Source organism: Trinickia sp. (assembly GCF_051953955.1).
Lineage (GTDB): Bacteria > Pseudomonadota > Gammaproteobacteria > Burkholderiales > Burkholderiaceae > Trinickia.
In genome coordinates this window covers 1-15,512 of sequence record NZ_JBQCIF010000032.1, presented here as the reverse complement: position 1 = coordinate 15,512, position 15,512 = coordinate 1, and the positions used below count along the sequence as shown (strand labels likewise).

Here is a 15,512-nt window from a genome sequence, read left to right as displayed (position 1 = left end):
CCGCGACGAGATAAAGTGGCCGGCCATGATGGCGCGCCCCTCGATCGAGGATCGAGTGCGGCGTGGCCTCGCTGGCCCACCCCGATACAGACGATTTTGGAAAGAAGAGCACCCTATGGGCAAGGCAACCGGTTTTCTCGAATTTGAGCGCCGCCACGAGCATTACGAAGCCCCGCTCGCGCGCGTGAAGCACTACAAAGAGTTCGTGCAAGCGCTGTCCGACGACGACGCGAAGGTTCAAGGCGCACGCTGCATGGATTGCGGCATCCCGTTTTGCAACAACGGCTGCCCGGTCAACAACGTCATTCCCGACTTCAACGACCTCGTTTATCACCAAGATTGGCAGCGCGCGATCGAGGTGCTCCATTCGACGAACAACTTCCCCGAGTTCACGGGCCGCATCTGCCCCGCGCCGTGCGAAGCCGCATGCACGCTCGGCATCAATGCCGACCCGGTCGGCATCAAGTCGATCGAGCACGCGATCATCGACAAGGCCTGGAGCCAAGGCTGGGTCGCGCCGCAGCCGCCCAAGAAGAAGACGGGCAAAAAGGTCGCCGTCGTCGGCTCCGGCCCCGCGGGATTGGCGGCGGCGCAGCAGCTCGCGCGCGCCGGCCATGAGGTGACGGTCTTCGAGAAGAACGATCGGATCGGCGGCTTGCTGCGCTATGGCATCCCCGACTTCAAGCTGGAAAAGTGGCTGATCGATCGGCGCATGCGCCAGATGGAAGCCGAGGGCGTCACGTTCCGCTCGAACGTGTTCATCGGTCAGGAGCCGCTCGCCGCGCACATCGGCAATACGGCAAAAGAGACGATCTCGCCCGATACGCTCAAGGAGCAGTTCGATGCGGTCGTGATCGCGGGCGGCGCCGAGACGCCGCGCGATTTGCCGGTGCCGGGCCGTGAGCTGGCCGGCGTCCACTTCGCGATGGAATTTCTGCCGCAGCAGAACAAGGTCAACGCCGGCGACAAGCTCGCCGATCAATTGCTCGCCAAGGGCAAGCACGTCGTCGTGATCGGCGGCGGCGACACGGGCTCGGACTGCGTCGGCACGTCGAATCGGCACGGTGCGAAGAGCGTGACGCAGTTCGAACTGCTGCCGCAGCCGCCCGAAGAGGAGAACAAGCCGCTCGTGTGGCCGTACTGGCCGATCAAGCTGCGCACGTCGTCCTCGCACGAGGAAGGCTGCGGCCGCGATTGGGCCGTCGCGACGAAGCGCCTCGAAGGCAAGAACGGCAAGGTCGAGAAGCTGATCGCCGCTCGCGTCGAATGGAAGGACGGCAAGATGCAGGAAGTGCCGGGCTCGGAGTTCGAAATGAAGGCGGATCTCGTGCTGCTCGCGATGGGCTTCACGCAGCCGGCTTCGCCGGTACTCGACGCCTTCCGCGTCGACAAGGACGCGCGCGGCAACGTGCGGGCCTCGACCGAGGGCGAGCGCGCCTACTACACGTCCGTCGACAAGGTGTTCACGGCGGGTGACATGCGGCGCGGGCAATCGCTCGTCGTCTGGGCGATTCGGGAAGGCCGCCAATGCGCGCGCGCGGTCGACATCTATCTGATGGGCAGCTCGGAGTTGCCGCGCTGATCGCATGAGCGCACGCGAGGCCGTCGACGACGATTGGCATCGCTGCTTCATCGCGCTCGTGCCCGATGCGGCCACGCGCGATGCGCTGGCGGCATTGCCCGTCGGCGCGGCCGCTAGGCCCGTCGCCGTCGAGCAGTTGCACATGACGGTGGCGTTCCTCGGCAGCATCGCACCGGAAAAGGGTGGGGTGCTGGCGGGGCGGTTGGAAGAGGTCGTCGCGCCGCTGCCCCCGCAATGCGCCGAGCGCAGCGAGTACTGGCCGAGCGCCGCGCATCCGCGGCTCGTCGTCGTGCCGTTCGCGGCCGGCCAAGGGTTGGCCGCGCTCGAAGGGCGCGTGCGCGAGCTCGTTGCCGCGCTCGGGTTACCCGTCGACGATCACCGTCCGTTCCGCCCTCACATCACGCTCGCGCGCTTCGCGCGCAGCGCCCGGCCGGCGCGCGAAGCGAGCCTAGGCCGCGCCTCGCCGCGTGCCTCACAGCCGCCTATTGAAGCGACGCTCGGCGTCGTCCCCCGTTTCGATACGCTGACGCTCTATTCGAGCACGCTCGCTCGCCACGGAGCGCGTTACCGGGCGCTCGCTGAGGTCTCGTTGAAGTAGCCGTGCCGCCGGGTTGAAGGCGGCACGCTGCCTTATGCCGTGACTATGCGGCCGCGCGCTCGTCGGCTCGCGCGATATCGAGTACGTGCTCGTGCACGGCAACCAGCGATTCCCGGTGGGCCACGCTGACGATCGCCGTGCCCGGCAGGCGTTCGCCGAGCAAACGGTAAATGTGCGTTTCGTTGGCGGGATCGAGGGCGCTCGTTGCTTCGTCGAGGAATAGAAAGTCCGGTTTGTGCAGCAGCACGCGGGCGGCGGCCAAACGCTGCTGCTCGCCGGGCGACAGCACGCGCGTCCAATGCGCCGATTCGCCGAGCCGTTCTGTGTAATCGTCGAGGCGGGCGAGGCGCAACGCGTCGCGGCAGTCTTCATCGGAGAACGTGTCTTCCGTCGCCGGATAGGCGAGCGCCGCCTTGAGCGTGCCGATCGGCAGATAGCTTTGCTGCGGGACGAACATCGTGCGGGCCCCGACGGGCGCGTCGATGGCGCCGTCGCCGAACGGCCAGAGCCCGGCGAATGCGCGCAGCAGCGTGCTTTTACCGGCGCCGGACGGGCCGCGCACGAGCCAGCGCGAGCCCGGTTTCACGGTGATGTCGGGGATCGCCGCGAGCGGCGTGCCGTTGGGCAGCGCAAGTTGCAAATCCCGGGTGACGAGCGTGTCGGAATCGACGTAGTGCAGATTGATGCCGCCGTGCTCAGTAGCCGGCGACACCGATTCGCGCATGTGCGTGCTCTGCACGACGCGGGTGAATTCGCGCAGACGGTTGACCGTGGCGCGCCAGGCGACGAGCGAAGCGTAATTGTTGATGAACCAGGAGAACGAGCCGCTGACGGTGCCGAACGCGTCCACGGCCTGCATCAGCACGCCGAAGCTGAACGCGCCCGCGAAATAACGGGGCGAGGCGACGACGAACGGAAACAAAATGGCCGCCTGCGCGTAGAAGTTCGACGCGAAATTCAGGCGCCGCGTGTACTTCATGATGCGCCACCAGTTGTCGCGGATGCGTCCGAAGATGTGCTGCGCGCTGCCCTCTTCGGTGCGAATGCCGTCGTAGAGCGCGATCTGTTCCGAGTTCTCGCGCACGCGGATGAGCCCGAAGCGGAAGTCCGCCTCGACGCGCTGTTGCTGATAGCTGATCGACACGAGCGGCCGGCCGGTCTTGTGGATCAGATAAGAGCCGCCGATCGCGTAAATCGCGGCGGCCCACACCATGTAGCCCGGGATGGTCCACGTCGAGCCGCCGAGCGTCACGGTCAGTGGGCCTACGATCGTCCAGAGGATCGTGATGAACGAGAACAGCGTCACGACCGTCGAGAGCAAGCCGAGCGACAGTTCGAGCGTGTTCGAGGCGAAGGATTGAAGGTCGTCGCTGATCCGCTGGTCGGGGTTGTCCGCGAGCCGGTCGCGCTCGATGCGATAGAACGCGCGCTCGCCGAGCCACGCGCGCAGATAGCGGTCCGTCAGCCACTGACGCCAGCGGAACTCGAGCATTTGGCGCAGGTAGACGCGGTAGACGGCCATCGCGACGAAGACGAAGGCTGCAATCGTGAACTGCAGCAGCAAATGCCAGAACTCGGGGCCGTTCTTCGCCACCATCGTGTTGTTGAACTTCGCGTACCACTGGTTGACCCAGACGTTGAACGCGACGATGAGCAGATTGATGGCGATGATCGCGACGAGCAGACCCCATGCGGCCTTCCAATCCTCCGACACCCAGTAGGGCTTGATCAAGCCCCAAGCCGAGGTCGAATAGGGCTCGCGGGGCGCATCGTGGCGCTCGGGGACGGGAACGAGGGACGCTGTCATAGATATTCCGAACGGTGTTTCCGAATCAGGGCGCTCGTCTAGCGGGGCACGGACGGGCGATCGCACGCTCGCGCTGCGTGTCGTCGCCCCGGATTGTTGTGCGTGGCACTTAAACGAGTCTTAACGGCCGCGGTTTGCGCGATACGACGCCCCGCGGAAGCAGGCCGCATGCCTCGCCGCACGAATTGCCGCTCGGCGGGCGCCGCGATCGGACATTGTGCCAGAGCGAAGCCATGCCGCCCCGTTCGCTGGTCCGAACATGGAAAAAAGGGGTGGGTTCGGGCCCGCCCGGCGCGCCTCGCGCGTTTGCGGGCATGCGCGCTTTTATGGTCTAATGGCCGACGACGAAACAGGGGTGCTTTGCGCGCTGCAGGTGGTGAGTCCGGCGGTTTGCCGTACTAGCGTACTAGCGCGAGGCTGAGAGAGACCCTTCGCACCCGATCCGGATAATACCGGCGCGGGAAGTTTCGGGAACGCTTTGCGTGGGACGCCGCTTGGCCGTCGTCCTTCCCCGCCGGGCCGCGTTCGCTTTGCGCACGCCGTCTGCCCGGCCGGCCCCACCGGCCGGTTTCGTCCTTGTGTACGTGCAGTTCAATGCCGTACGGAAAGGATCGATCCGATGACCGTTCAATCTTCAGTCGTTTTGGCGGGCTCGCAGCCCGATTTCGCCGTGCTCGGCGGTGGCCTATGCGGCCGCCTCGTCGCGTGGCGGCTCGCCGGCGCCGGCCACCGCGTCGCGCTCTACGAGCGCGGCGATGCCTCGGGCTCCGGTTCGGCCGCATGGGTGGCGGCCGCGATGCTCGCGCCGCTGGCCGAGGCCGCCGTTGCCGAGCCCCTCATCGTCGAGCTCGGCGCGGCCTCGCTCGATGAATGGCCGCGCATCATCGGCGCGCTGCCCGAACCCGTCTTCTTTCAGCGCAACGGCACGCTCGTCGTCTGGCATCACGGCGATCGCGCCGAGGCGTCGTTGTTCGAGCGGCGCGTGCGCGCCAACGCGCCGGCCGCGCTGCTCGCCGATGGGGGTCTCGCCCGCGTCGACGGGCCGGCCCTCGCGGCCGCCGAGCCCGCGCTGGCCGGACGCTTCGCGACGGGCTGGCTGATGCCGCGCGAAGGGCAGCTCGACAATCGCCAGGTACTGCAGGCACTTGCCGCGGGGCTCGCCGAGCGCGGTGTCGCCGCGCAGTGGAATACGTGCGTGGACGAACGGGCTCGGCCGCGTGCGCGTGTGACGATCGATTGCCGCGGGCTCGGCGCGAAACCGGTGCTGCCTACGCTGCGCGGCATCCGCGGCGAAGTGGCACGCGTGAAGGCGCCCGGCATCGGCCTCACGCGTCCCGTGCGGCTGCTCCATCCACGCTACCCGATCTACTTGGCGCCGAAGGAGAACGACGTTTATGTCGTGGGGGCGACGGAAATCGAGGGCGAAGACATGTCGCCCGTCAGCGTGCGCTCGGCGCTCGAGTTGCTGAGCGCGGCGTTCGCGGTCCATCCGGGCTTCGGCGAGGCGCGCATCCTCGAGCTCAATGCGCAGTGCCGTCCGACGCTGCCCGATCACCGTCCCGCGATTATCTGGGACGGCGCGCAAGCGCTGACGGTCAACGGGCTGTATCGTCATGGGTACATGATCGCGCCCGAAGTATCGAAGGCGGCCGCCGAGCTCGCCGAGGCGCTGCTGACAGGGCAGGTGAGGGATGCCGATGGTTTCGGCGCGCTGCGCGCCGCGTCGCCTTGGGCACCGATGCTCCATTGCGCTGCCGAACAAACGCATGCCGCGCCGCCCGTCGGGGCGTGACCGCGTGCGCCGTCGATGCAAGCCTGCAGCGGCCGCGCGCACGCCTTTCCTTCGGGCCCGTTGTGTTGTAGTCATAGTCGTAGTCGAACGCGAATCGTATCGCTGATCATGGACATTCAAGTCAATCAAACTCCGCTCTCGCTTCCCGAGCCGGCGACGCTTGCCGACGCGCTCTCTCTGTTCGGCGCCCGTCCGCCGTTCGCCGTCGCGGTGAACGGCGAATTCGTCGCGCGTGGCCAGCATGCGGCGCGGACCTTGCGAGCGGGCGACAAGATCGACGTCGTCCATCCCGTGGCGGGCGGATGAGTACCGCTTGCTCGCGCGAGCCCGGCGCGCGATCGGGGCAGGCCCACCTCCTGCGCGGCCGATCGCCGGGCCGTCCGCGCGCGGCATCTTGGCTTCGCGAGCTTTTTCCGCTTTGTTGCATTCGACGTATCCGAGCCTCACAGGACCTCCGATGAACTCCGCTTCCGAACCCGTCTCTTTTGCCGCCGATGCGCTGACGCTGTATGGCACCGCCTTCGAGAGCCGCGTGCTGCTCGGCACGTCGCGCTACCCCTCTTTGCAATCGCTGGCCGATTCGATCGACGCAGGCCGGCCCGGGATGGTGACGGTCGCATTGCGCCGGCAGATGAATGCGCAAACGGCCGAAGCCGGCTTCTTCGATTTGCTCAAGGCGCGCGGCGTCCCGCTGCTGCCGAACACCGCCGGTTGCCAGAGCGTGGCCGAAGCGGTGACGACGGCCCAGATGGCGCGCGAAGTATTCGAGACCGAGTGGATCAAGCTCGAATTGATCGGAGACGACTACACGCTGCAGCCGGACCCGATCGGGTTGATCGAAGCGGCCGAGCGGCTCGTCAAGGACGGCTTCAAGGTGCTGCCGTACTGCACCGAGGATCTCGTCGTCGGACGCCGCCTGCTCGACGTGGGATGCGAGGCGTTGATGCCGTGGGGCGCGCCGATCGGCACCGGCAAAGGCGTCATCAACCCCTACGGCTTGCGCGTGCTGCGCGAGCGTTTGCCCGACGTGCCGTTGATCGTCGATGCGGGGCTCGGCGTGCCGTCGCACGCATGCCAGGTCATGGAATGGGGATTCGACGGCGTGCTGCTCAACACGGCGGTGTCGCAAGCCACGCATCCGGCCGCGATGGCGCGCGCGTTCGCTCGAGCCGTCGAAGCGGGCCGCGAAGCCTACATCGCCGGGCCGATGGCCGAGCGCGAGAGCGCGCAGGCCAGCACACCCGTCGTCGGCATGCCGTTCTGGCATCAGGATCGATCGTGAGTCCGGCGGTCGGCGGCTGCCGGCGATGCACGGAGTGAACATGGAAACGTTGAAACTGTCCGACCGCGACTTTTTTTGGCCCCCTGCCGACGAGTTGATCGAAGCGGCCGAGCGGATTCGCGCGCGCCTTGGCGATTGGCCGCGCGCGAGCCGCGCCTGGCGCATTTGCCTCGCCACGCCAGACACGGCAGACGCCGATGATCTCGTCGTCGTCGGTCGCGAGGCCGAGCCCGCCGACGCAGCCGCCTGGCACACGGCCGGTGCGAGCCGAATCGAAGCCGGCGCGAGCCGCGCGATGCTGACGACTGCCGGCGGCGAGCGCTTCGTGCTCGAAGGCACGCTCGCGGAGGACTGGCTTCCCGCGCTTGCGGCCTTTCTCGACTGCGGCTTCGAGCCGCACGACGCGCTCGTGCTGGCGCTGGCCTGGCGCGACGGTGATGAAACGCGCGGCGAAGACGCTTGGCCCGTCGATTTGTCGCGCTTTCCACGCGTCGGCGGACTGCCGGCGGCTCCGACGCCGCGGTTCGCCGAGTGCCCGCCGCGGCTCGGCCTGTACCCTGTTCTGCCGAGCGCGCAGTGGGTCGAGCGCGTGTTGGCGTTCGGCGTCGAGACGGTGCAACTGCGCGTAAAAGGGGCGCCGCCGGCGCAGTTGCAAGACGAAATCGCGCAAGCGGTGGCGGCCGGCCGCCGTCACGGTGCGCGCGTCTTCATCAACGATCATTGGCGCGAGGCGGCGCAGGCCGGCGCCTATGGCGTCCATCTGGGGCAGGAAGACCTCGAAACCGCCGATCTCGCGGCGATCGCCCGAGCCGGGATGCGGCTCGGCCTATCGACGCACGGCTACTACGAAATGCTGCGGGCATTGCATTTCCGGCCGAGCTACCTCGCTTTCGGCGCGATTTTCCCGACGGGAACGAAAACCGTCGCAACGGCGCCACAGGGGCTTGCGCGGCTCGAGCGCTATGTGCGGTTGCTGAATGGCCACGTTCCGCTCGTCGCGATCGGCGGCATCGACCTTGCTCGCCTACCGGCCGTGCTCGCGACGGGCGTAGGCAGCGCGGCGCTCGTGAGCGCAATTACCGCCGCTGCCGACCCCGCGTCGGCGGTAGAACTATTACAACGGGCTTTCGTCGATTAGGGGCGGCGCCGCGAGCGCGAGCGGCCGGCAACGCATCGTTGCGTGCGCGGCAGCGGTGGTGTCAACACAGGGTAATCGCTGAGGCCCTATAATTCCGCTTCCGCGTAAAAGGAAAGTCCGCTTCGTGCCGCCTTCATCCTCCGAGCCTATTCTCGAACTTCGCAACGTCGACTTCGGTTACGACGAGAGCCGTCTCGTTCTCTCGAATCTGAACATGCGCTTCGAGCGCGGGCAGGTCGTGGCCGTCATGGGAGGCTCCGGCGGCGGCAAGACGACGGTGCTGCGGCTGATCGGCGGCCTCGAGCGGGCGCGCCGCGGCGAGGTGCTGTTTCAGGGGCGCGACGTCGGCAACCAGACGCGCGAGGGCCTTTACGCGTTGCGCCGCAAGATGGGCATGCTGTTCCAGTTCGGCGCGCTCTTCACCGACATGTCGGTGTTCGAGAACGTCGCTTTCGCGTTGCGCGAGCATACCGATTTGCCCGAGCCTCTGATCCGCGACCTCGTCCTCATGAAATTGAACGCCGTGGGCCTGCGCGGCGCGCGCGATCTCGCCCCCTCGCAGATTTCCGGCGGGATGGCCCGGCGCGTGGCGCTCGCGCGCGCGATCGCGCTCGATCCCGAGCTGATGATGTACGACGAACCGTTTGCCGGCCTCGACCCGATCTCGCTCGGCATCACGGCCAACTTGATCCGCACGTTGAACCGGGCGCTCGGCGCGACGTCGATCCTCGTCACGCACGACGTGCCGGAATCGTTCGCGATTGCCGATTATGTTTACTTCCTCGCGAACGGAACCGTTCTGGCACACGGCACGCCTGCTCAGCTGCGCGAATCGTCGGATCCGACGGTGCGGCAATTCATCGACGGCGCCCCCGATGGCCCGTTCCGCTTCCACTACCCGGCGCATGCAACGCTCGCCGCGGATTTCGGTTTGGGGGAGCGGGCATGATCAGCGCACTCGGTCGTTGGGTCATCAACCGCATTCTGCGCACGGGCTACGCGGCGCGGCTGTTCTTGCGCGTCGTCTTGGAAGGGTTCAGGCTGCTGCGGCGGCCCGGGCTCGTCGTCAAGCAGATTTTCTTCGTCGGCAACTACTCGTTCATCATCATCGCCGTGTCGGGCTTGTTCGTCGGCTTCGTGCTCGGCTTGCAGGGCTACTACACGCTGAACCGGTACGGTTCCGAGCAAGCGCTGGGGTTGCTCGTGGCGCTTTCCCTCGTGCGCGAGCTCGGGCCCGTGGTGACGGCATTGCTGTTCGCCGGACGGGCGGGCACGTCGCTGACGGCCGAGATCGGCCTCATGAAAGCCGGCGAGCAGTTGACGGCCCTCGAGATGATGGCGGTCGACCCGATCGCCACCGTGCTCGCGCCGCGCATGTGGGCCGGCGTGATCGCCATGCCGCTGCTCGCGGCGATCTTCAGCGCGGTGGGCGTGCTCGGCGGGTACGTCGTCGGCGTGCTGCTGATCGGCGTCGATCCCGGTGCGTTCTGGTCGCAGATGCAAGGTGGGGTCGACGTCTGGCGCGACGTCGGCAACGGCGTCATCAAGAGCATCGTGTTCGGCTTCGCGGTGACGTTCATCGCGCTGTTCCAGGGCTACGAAGCCAAGGCGACGCCGGAAGGCGTATCGCTGGCGACGACGCGCACGGTCGTCTACGCGTCGCTCGGCGTGCTCGGGCTCGATTTCCTGCTGACGGCACTCATGTTCAGCTGACGCCCGGCGCCGCTCGCCGCTTAACGCCCCTTTCTCTTTGTTGGAATGACGATGAAAAAGACTGTTCTCGACTTCTGGGTCGGCTTGTTCGTGCTGCTGGGCTTGATCGCCGTGCTGTTCCTGGCGCTCAAGGTCGGCAACATGAGCTCGCTGTCGTTCGAGGCGACCTATCCCGTCAAGCTCAAGTTCGACAACATCGGCGGCCTGAAGCCGCGCGCGCCCGTGAAGAGCGCGGGGGTCGTCGTGGGGCGCGTGGCGTCGATCGGCTTCGACACGAATACCTACCAGGCGGTCGTCACGATCGATATCGACAAGCAGTATCCGTTTCCGAAGGATACGTCGGCGAAGATTCTGACGTCCGGGCTGCTCGGCGAGCAATATATCGGGCTGGAGCCCGGCGGCGACAGCGAGATGCTCAAGGCGGGCGATACGATTTCGATGACGCAATCGGCCATCGTGCTCGAAAACCTGATCTCGACTTTCCTATACAGCAAAGCTGCCGATGCGGGTGGTGCGAAGGCCGGGGCCGCGCCTGCGCCCGCCCCGGCACCCGCCGCTGCGCCGAGCACCGCGGGGGCGAGCGCGCCGCCGGCAGCCAGCGACGGCAAATGAACGAATTGCAGACCAACGTGAGTCAACGGAGAACAATAATGCGAACCACGCGCGCCAAGAATGCGGCGCTTGCTCTGGCCGCTGCAGCTTTGGCCGGCTGCGCGTCCGTCCCGACGCCGACCCCTGGCGATCCGCTCGAGGGCTTGAACCGGACCGTCTTCAAGTTCAACGATACGATCGACACCTATGCGCTCAAGCCCGTGGCAAAGGGCTATGCCTGGGCGGTGCCGCAGCCGGTCCGCTCGAGCGTCACGAACTTCTTCTCGAACATCGGGGACGTCTACGTCGCCGCGAACGAGTTGCTCGAGCTCAAGATCGCGGACGGCGTGGGCGACATCATGCGCGTCGTCATCAACACGGTGTTCGGCGTGGGCGGCTTGTTCGACGTCGCGACGGCGGCCAAGCTGCCGAAGCATGCCGCCGATTTCGGCATCACGCTCGGCCACTATGGTGTGCCCTCGGGGCCGTATCTCGTGCTGCCGCTGCTCGGTCCGAGCACGATGCGCGATGCGACGGGGCTCATCGTCGATTACTACGGCAATCCGCTCACCTACGTGCAGCCGTCGAGCGTGAGTTGGGCGCTGTACGGCGTGAACCTCGTCAACACGCGCGCCAACCTGCTCACGACCGTCGACGTGCTTTCGGCCGCCGCGATCGACAAGTACTCGTTCATTCGCAATGCGTATCTGCAGCGCCGCCATTTCCTGATCACGGGCGGGGACGGCGCGGACAGCGTGCCGAACTACGACGATTCGCTGCCGAAGTACGACGACGGCTCCGCGGCGGCGCCGGATGGCGCGTCGGGGGCGGCGGCGAGCCCCGCGCCGAGCTCGGGTGCAGCGCCTGCGGCGCCGGCGAGCTCGACGGACGGCGATGGGCAGACGATTCCGGGGCAGCAGTACGTGCCGCCCTCGCACGGCGGCGTGCCGGGGATCCGCTTGCTGCCGCGCTGAGCGCGCGGCGGGCGCTCAATCCCGGTTGGGGGGCTTGCGCGGTAACGATTCGAAACGAATGTTGCCGCCCGATGTTGGACCGGTCTCGAACTTGCATGGCATGGTGAGTTCGAACTCCGGTTCCTCGAAATTTAAGGATCGACGATGAAAAAATTCTTCTGCTTTGCTTTGTTTTCCGCGCTGCTGTCGTTCGGCACCGGCAGCTTTGCTCAAACGGTCGACACGAACTCGCCCGAAGGCATGATCAAAACGGTGACGAATCAGGTGCTCGACCAAATCAAGAGCGACTCGAGCATCAAGAACGGCGACATCAACAAGATCACGCAGGTCGTGAACGAAAAGATCCTGCCGTACACGGATTTCCGCCGCACGACGCAATTGGCGATGGGCCGCGCATGGCGCCAGGCTTCCCCGCAGCAGCAAGATCAGATGGTGGAGCAGTTCAAGATGCTGTTGATCCGCACGTATGCGGGCGCGCTGTCGCAGGTGCGCGACCAAACGGTGCAGTTCAAGCCGTTCCGCGCGGACCCGGGCGCGACCGACGTGGTGGTGCGCTCGAGCGTCATCAACAACGGCCAGCCGGTCGAGCTCGACTATCGTCTCTACAAGACGCCGCAAGGCTGGCGCGTCTACGACCTCAACGTCGCGGGCGCATGGCTGATCCAGGCCTATCAGCAGCAATTCGCCGAGAAGATCAATCAAGGCGGCGTCGACGGCCTGCTGCAATTCCTGACGCAGCGCAATCAACAGCTCGCCGCGGGCAAGCAACCGTCATGAGCGCCGATACGAGCCGTTTCGCCACGGGCGCGACGCTCACGCACGCGAGCGCGACGAGTGCGCTCGCGGCCGGCTTGGCGCGCATCGAAGGCGGCGCCGCCGCCGTCGATTGCGCGCAGCTTTCGCAATTCGACTCCTCCGCGCTCGCGGTCCTGCTCGCTTGGCGCCGCGCCGCCGAGGCGCGCGGGCGCGTGCTCGAGATACTGAACGTCCCGAGCGGCCTCGCGAGCCTCGCGCAGGTCTACGGCATCGACACGCTCTTCGCGGCGAGACATTCGCCCGCGCCCGTGAACGCCGCGCCGCTCTGACGGCGGCGCGTGAGCCTTTGCGGCGTACCGCGGCGGCCCCGTGCCGCCCCTGCCGGCTACGTCCGGGCCGGTGGCGGGGCCCGATCGCCGATCCCGACTTAGCCTATAATCAACCGTTTTTCGGCGCAGGGCGTTTCGCTGCCGAAATGGCGCGCATGCCAAGCGCGACGAACCCCATGCCCGTCCGGGCCCCGGAATCGGGCAAGAATCACGTCTAAACAAAGGCGCGCCGCCGAAAAAGGCCGCGCACATCCATGTCAGCGATAGAAATCCGCAACGTCAAGAAGCGCTATAAGGCGCTGCAAGCGCTCAAGGGCGTCAGCTTGACGGTCGAGGAAGGCGAGTTTTTTGGCCTGCTCGGCCCGAACGGCGCGGGCAAGACGACCCTCATCAGCATCCTCGCCGGGCTGGCCCGTGCCGACGAAGGCAGTGTCTCGGTGCGGGGGCACGACGTCGTCGCCGACTTCCGGCAAGCGCGGCGTGCGCTCGGTGTCGTGCCGCAAGAACTCGTATTCGATCCGTTCTTCACGGTGCGCGAAACGCTGCGCATTCAGTCGGGCTACTACGGGCTTCACCGCAACGACGATTGGATCGACGAAGTCATGGCCAATCTCGATCTGACCGAGAAGGCCGATGCGAACATGCGTGCGCTCTCGGGCGGCATGAAGCGGCGCGTGCTCGTCGCGCAGGCGCTCGTGCACCGTCCGCCCGTCATCGTGCTCGACGAGCCGACGGCCGGCGTCGACGTCGAGCTACGTCAAACGCTCTGGAAATTCATCTCGCGGCTGAACCGTGAGGGTCACACGATCGTGCTGACGACGCACTACCTCGAGGAAGCCGAATCGTTGTGCGACCGCATTGCGATGTTGCGCCGCGGGGAAATGGTCGCGCTCGATCGCACGAGTGCGCTGCTGCAGCGTTTTGCCGGCATGCAGCTGTTCGTGCGTTTGGCCGACGGCGTGTTGCCCACGGAGCTGCGCGCGCTCGAGATCGAGCCGGCCGAGCCGGGCTCGCGGCAGCATTTGCTACGCCTGTCCACCTACGACGACGTCGAGCGCATCCTCGCTCAATGCCGCGCGGCGGGCTGCACGTTCGAGGAGATCGACGTGCGCAAGGCGGACCTCGAAGATGTTTTCGTCCAATTGATGAATACGCCCGAATTAGTAGAGGGGCTCGCATGAGCGGATTTCGCACGCTTTTCTACAAAGAGATCCTGCGCTTTTGGAAGGTGTCGTTCCAAACGGTGCTCGCGCCCGTCATCACGGCGCTGCTCTATCTGACGATCTTCGGGCACGCTTTGCGCGGGCACGTCGAAGTCTATCCGGGCGTGGAGTACACGAGCTTCCTGGTACCGGGGCTCGTCATGATGAGCGTCCTGCAAAACGCATTTGCGAACAGTTCGTCGTCGCTGATCCAATCGAAGATCACGGGCAACCTCGTGTTCGTGCTGCTGCCGCCGCTCACCTATGGGGAAATGTTCGGCGCCTACGTGCTCGCATCGGTCGTGCGCGGGCTCGCCGTCGGCCTGGGCGTGTTCATCGTGACGATCTGGTTCATCCCGGTGAAGTTCGCGGCCCCGCTGTTCATCGTCGCGTTCGCCGTGCTCGGCTCGGCGATTCTCGGCACGCTCGGGCTCATCGCGGGGATCTGGGCCGAGAAGTTCGATCAGCTTGCCGCGTTTCAGAATTTCCTGATCATGCCGCTCACGTTCCTCTCGGGCGTGTTCTACTCGACCCATACGTTGCCGCCGCTCTGGCGCGAGGTGTCGCGGCTGAACCCGTTTTTCTACATGATCGACGGCTTTCGCTACGGGTTCTTCGGCTTGTCCGACATCGACCCGCTCGCGAGCCTTGCCGTCGTCGGCGGATTTTTCGCGCTGATCGCCGTGCTCGCGATGCGTCTGCTCGCGTCGGGCTACAAGCTGCGCTATTGAATCGAAAGGAGCATCCACCATGTTGCCGACCCCCGATCAGGTCAAGCAATACATCGAAGCAGGGCTCGCCTGCCGGCATCTGGAAGTCGAAGGCGACGGCCAGCATTTTTTCGCGACGATCGTCGCGGAGGCCTTCGAAGGCAAGCGCCTGATCCAGCGGCATCAACTCGTCTATGCGGCGCTCGGCGAGCGCATGCGGCAAGAAATCCACGCCCTGAGCATGAAGACGCTCACGCCGTCGGAATGGCAGAACGGGCAGAACGGATAATTCGAGATTTCAAGAGTGCGCATCACACAAGATTCACGCGACGCCGGTAGCGGCGCCGCCACGGAGGCCCGAAGCGGGCAAATGAGCATGGACAAGCTCGTGATTGAAGGCGGACGGCCGCTAGCCGGCGAAGTCCGTATCTCCGGTGCGAAGAATGCGGCGCTGCCGATCCTTTGCGCCAGCCTGCTGGCGGCCGATCCGCTCCATCTTTCGAACGTGCCCGATCTGCAGGACGTGCGCACGACGCTCAAGCTGCTCGCGCAAATGGGCGTGCGGGAAGAGCGATCGTCGAACGAATTGATGCTCGATGCCAGTGCCGTGGAGAATCCCGTCGCGCCTTACGAGCTCGTCAAGACGATGCGCGCGTCGATTCTCGTGCTGGGGCCGCTCGTCGCGCGCTTTGGGCATGCGAGGGTGTCGCTGCCCGGCGGCTGCGCGATCGGCGCGCGCCCGGTCGACCAGCACATCAAGGGCATGCAGGCGCTCGGCGCGGAGGTCAGCGTCGACCACGGCTTCATCAAGGCCAGCGCGAAGCGCCTGCGCGGAGCGCGCGTGGTGTTCGACATGGTCAGCGTCGGCGCGACCGAGAACGTATTGATGGCGGCCGCGCTCGCCGAGGGCACCAGCGTGCTCGAGAACGCGGCGATGGAGCCGGAGATCGTCGACCTCGCCGAATGCCTCAAGGCGATGGGCGCGCGCATCGAGGGCGCTGGCACGCCGCGCATCACCGTCGAGGGCGTCGAGCGCCT

17 protein-coding genes and 1 riboswitch are annotated in these 15,512 nt (G+C 66.2%); of the genes, 16 read left to right on the top strand and 1 reads right to left on the bottom strand.

The features are described from left to right. The first annotated feature begins 115 nt into the window (after nt 1-115). Nucleotides 116-1,582 carry a glutamate synthase subunit beta gene (locus ACTHNZ_RS07265; protein WP_440541830.1) on the top strand — a complete coding sequence of 489 codons (1,467 nt, stop codon included), beginning with the start codon at nt 116-118 and terminating at the stop codon, nt 1,580-1,582. A gap of 4 nt (nt 1,583-1,586) precedes the next feature. Then, nucleotides 1,587-2,180, top strand: a complete 594-nt coding sequence (gene thpR / locus ACTHNZ_RS07260) for an RNA 2',3'-cyclic phosphodiesterase (RefSeq protein WP_440541829.1) — start codon at nt 1,587-1,589, stop codon at nt 2,178-2,180. Nucleotides 2,181-2,223: 43 nt separating this feature from the next. Here thpR and ACTHNZ_RS07255 read toward each other — a convergent pair whose 3' ends face one another. Further along, nucleotides 2,224-3,987, bottom strand: coding sequence for an ABC transporter ATP-binding protein/permease (locus tag ACTHNZ_RS07255; protein WP_440541828.1), 1,764 nt, complete (start codon nt 3,985-3,987; stop codon nt 2,224-2,226). A gap of 341 nt (nt 3,988-4,328) precedes the next feature. Continuing rightward, nucleotides 4,329-4,468, top strand: a riboswitch (TPP riboswitch). Between the two features lie 138 nt (nt 4,469-4,606). On the opposite strand from ACTHNZ_RS07255, the gene ACTHNZ_RS07250 reads away from it, so the two are divergent. The 14 genes from ACTHNZ_RS07250 to ACTHNZ_RS07185 form a co-directional block, all read left to right on the top strand. Continuing rightward, nucleotides 4,607-5,779 carry an FAD-dependent oxidoreductase gene (locus ACTHNZ_RS07250; protein ID WP_440541827.1) on the top strand — a complete coding sequence of 391 codons (1,173 nt, stop codon included), beginning with the start codon at nt 4,607-4,609 and terminating at the stop codon, nt 5,777-5,779. Between the two features lie 108 nt (nt 5,780-5,887). Continuing rightward, entirely contained in the window at nt 5,888-6,085 is a 198-nt protein-coding gene (thiS, locus tag ACTHNZ_RS07245; protein ID WP_440541826.1) for a sulfur carrier protein ThiS, read from the top strand. Between the two features lie 151 nt (nt 6,086-6,236). Continuing rightward, nucleotides 6,237-7,061, top strand: coding sequence for a thiazole synthase (locus ACTHNZ_RS07240; RefSeq protein WP_440541825.1), 825 nt, complete (start codon nt 6,237-6,239; stop codon nt 7,059-7,061). A gap of 40 nt (nt 7,062-7,101) precedes the next feature. Next, nucleotides 7,102-8,199 (top strand): thiamine phosphate synthase, encoded by a 1,098-nt coding sequence (thiE, locus tag ACTHNZ_RS07235; protein WP_440541824.1) that lies wholly within the window; start codon nt 7,102-7,104, stop codon nt 8,197-8,199. Nucleotides 8,200-8,323: 124 nt separating this feature from the next. Continuing rightward, on the top strand, nt 8,324-9,148 hold the full coding sequence (locus ACTHNZ_RS07230; protein WP_440541823.1) for an ABC transporter ATP-binding protein: 825 nt from the start codon (nt 8,324-8,326) through the stop codon (nt 9,146-9,148). Next, on the top strand, nt 9,145-9,912 hold the full coding sequence (gene mlaE, locus ACTHNZ_RS07225) for a lipid asymmetry maintenance ABC transporter permease subunit MlaE (RefSeq protein WP_440541822.1): 768 nt from the start codon (nt 9,145-9,147) through the stop codon (nt 9,910-9,912). Before ACTHNZ_RS07230 ends, mlaE begins: the two co-directional genes overlap by 4 nt. A gap of 45 nt (nt 9,913-9,957) precedes the next feature. After that, a complete protein-coding gene (gene mlaD / locus ACTHNZ_RS07220; protein WP_440541821.1) occupies nt 9,958-10,524 on the top strand; it encodes an outer membrane lipid asymmetry maintenance protein MlaD in 567 nt (188 codons plus the stop codon). A 38-nt stretch (nt 10,525-10,562) separates the two neighbouring features. Continuing rightward, complete coding sequence (locus ACTHNZ_RS07215) at nt 10,563-11,477, top strand: MlaA family lipoprotein (RefSeq protein WP_440541820.1); 915 nt, start codon at nt 10,563-10,565, stop codon at nt 11,475-11,477. 144 nt (nt 11,478-11,621) lie between these two features. Next, nucleotides 11,622-12,254, top strand: a complete 633-nt coding sequence (locus ACTHNZ_RS07210; protein ID WP_440541819.1) for an MlaC/ttg2D family ABC transporter substrate-binding protein — start codon at nt 11,622-11,624, stop codon at nt 12,252-12,254. Next, nucleotides 12,251-12,562, top strand: coding sequence for an STAS domain-containing protein (locus ACTHNZ_RS07205; protein ID WP_440541818.1), 312 nt, complete (start codon nt 12,251-12,253; stop codon nt 12,560-12,562). The genes ACTHNZ_RS07210 and ACTHNZ_RS07205 overlap by 4 nt, the downstream gene beginning before the upstream one ends. 254 nt (nt 12,563-12,816) lie before the next feature. Continuing rightward, the gene (locus ACTHNZ_RS07200) at nt 12,817-13,743 is read left to right on the top strand and encodes an ABC transporter ATP-binding protein (RefSeq protein WP_440541817.1); all 927 of its coding nucleotides are present in this window, start codon (nt 12,817-12,819) and stop codon (nt 13,741-13,743) included. Then, nucleotides 13,740-14,495 carry an ABC transporter permease gene (locus ACTHNZ_RS07195; RefSeq protein WP_440541816.1) on the top strand — a complete coding sequence of 252 codons (756 nt, stop codon included), beginning with the start codon at nt 13,740-13,742 and terminating at the stop codon, nt 14,493-14,495. Before ACTHNZ_RS07200 ends, ACTHNZ_RS07195 begins: the two co-directional genes overlap by 4 nt. Before the next feature lie 19 nt (nt 14,496-14,514). Continuing rightward, a complete protein-coding gene (locus ACTHNZ_RS07190) occupies nt 14,515-14,763 on the top strand; it encodes a BolA family protein (RefSeq protein ID WP_440541815.1) in 249 nt (82 codons plus the stop codon). A 15-nt stretch (nt 14,764-14,778) separates the two neighbouring features. Beyond that, nucleotides 14,779-15,512: UDP-N-acetylglucosamine 1-carboxyvinyltransferase (locus ACTHNZ_RS07185; protein ID WP_440541814.1), on the top strand; the 734-nt coding region annotated here is incomplete at its 3' end.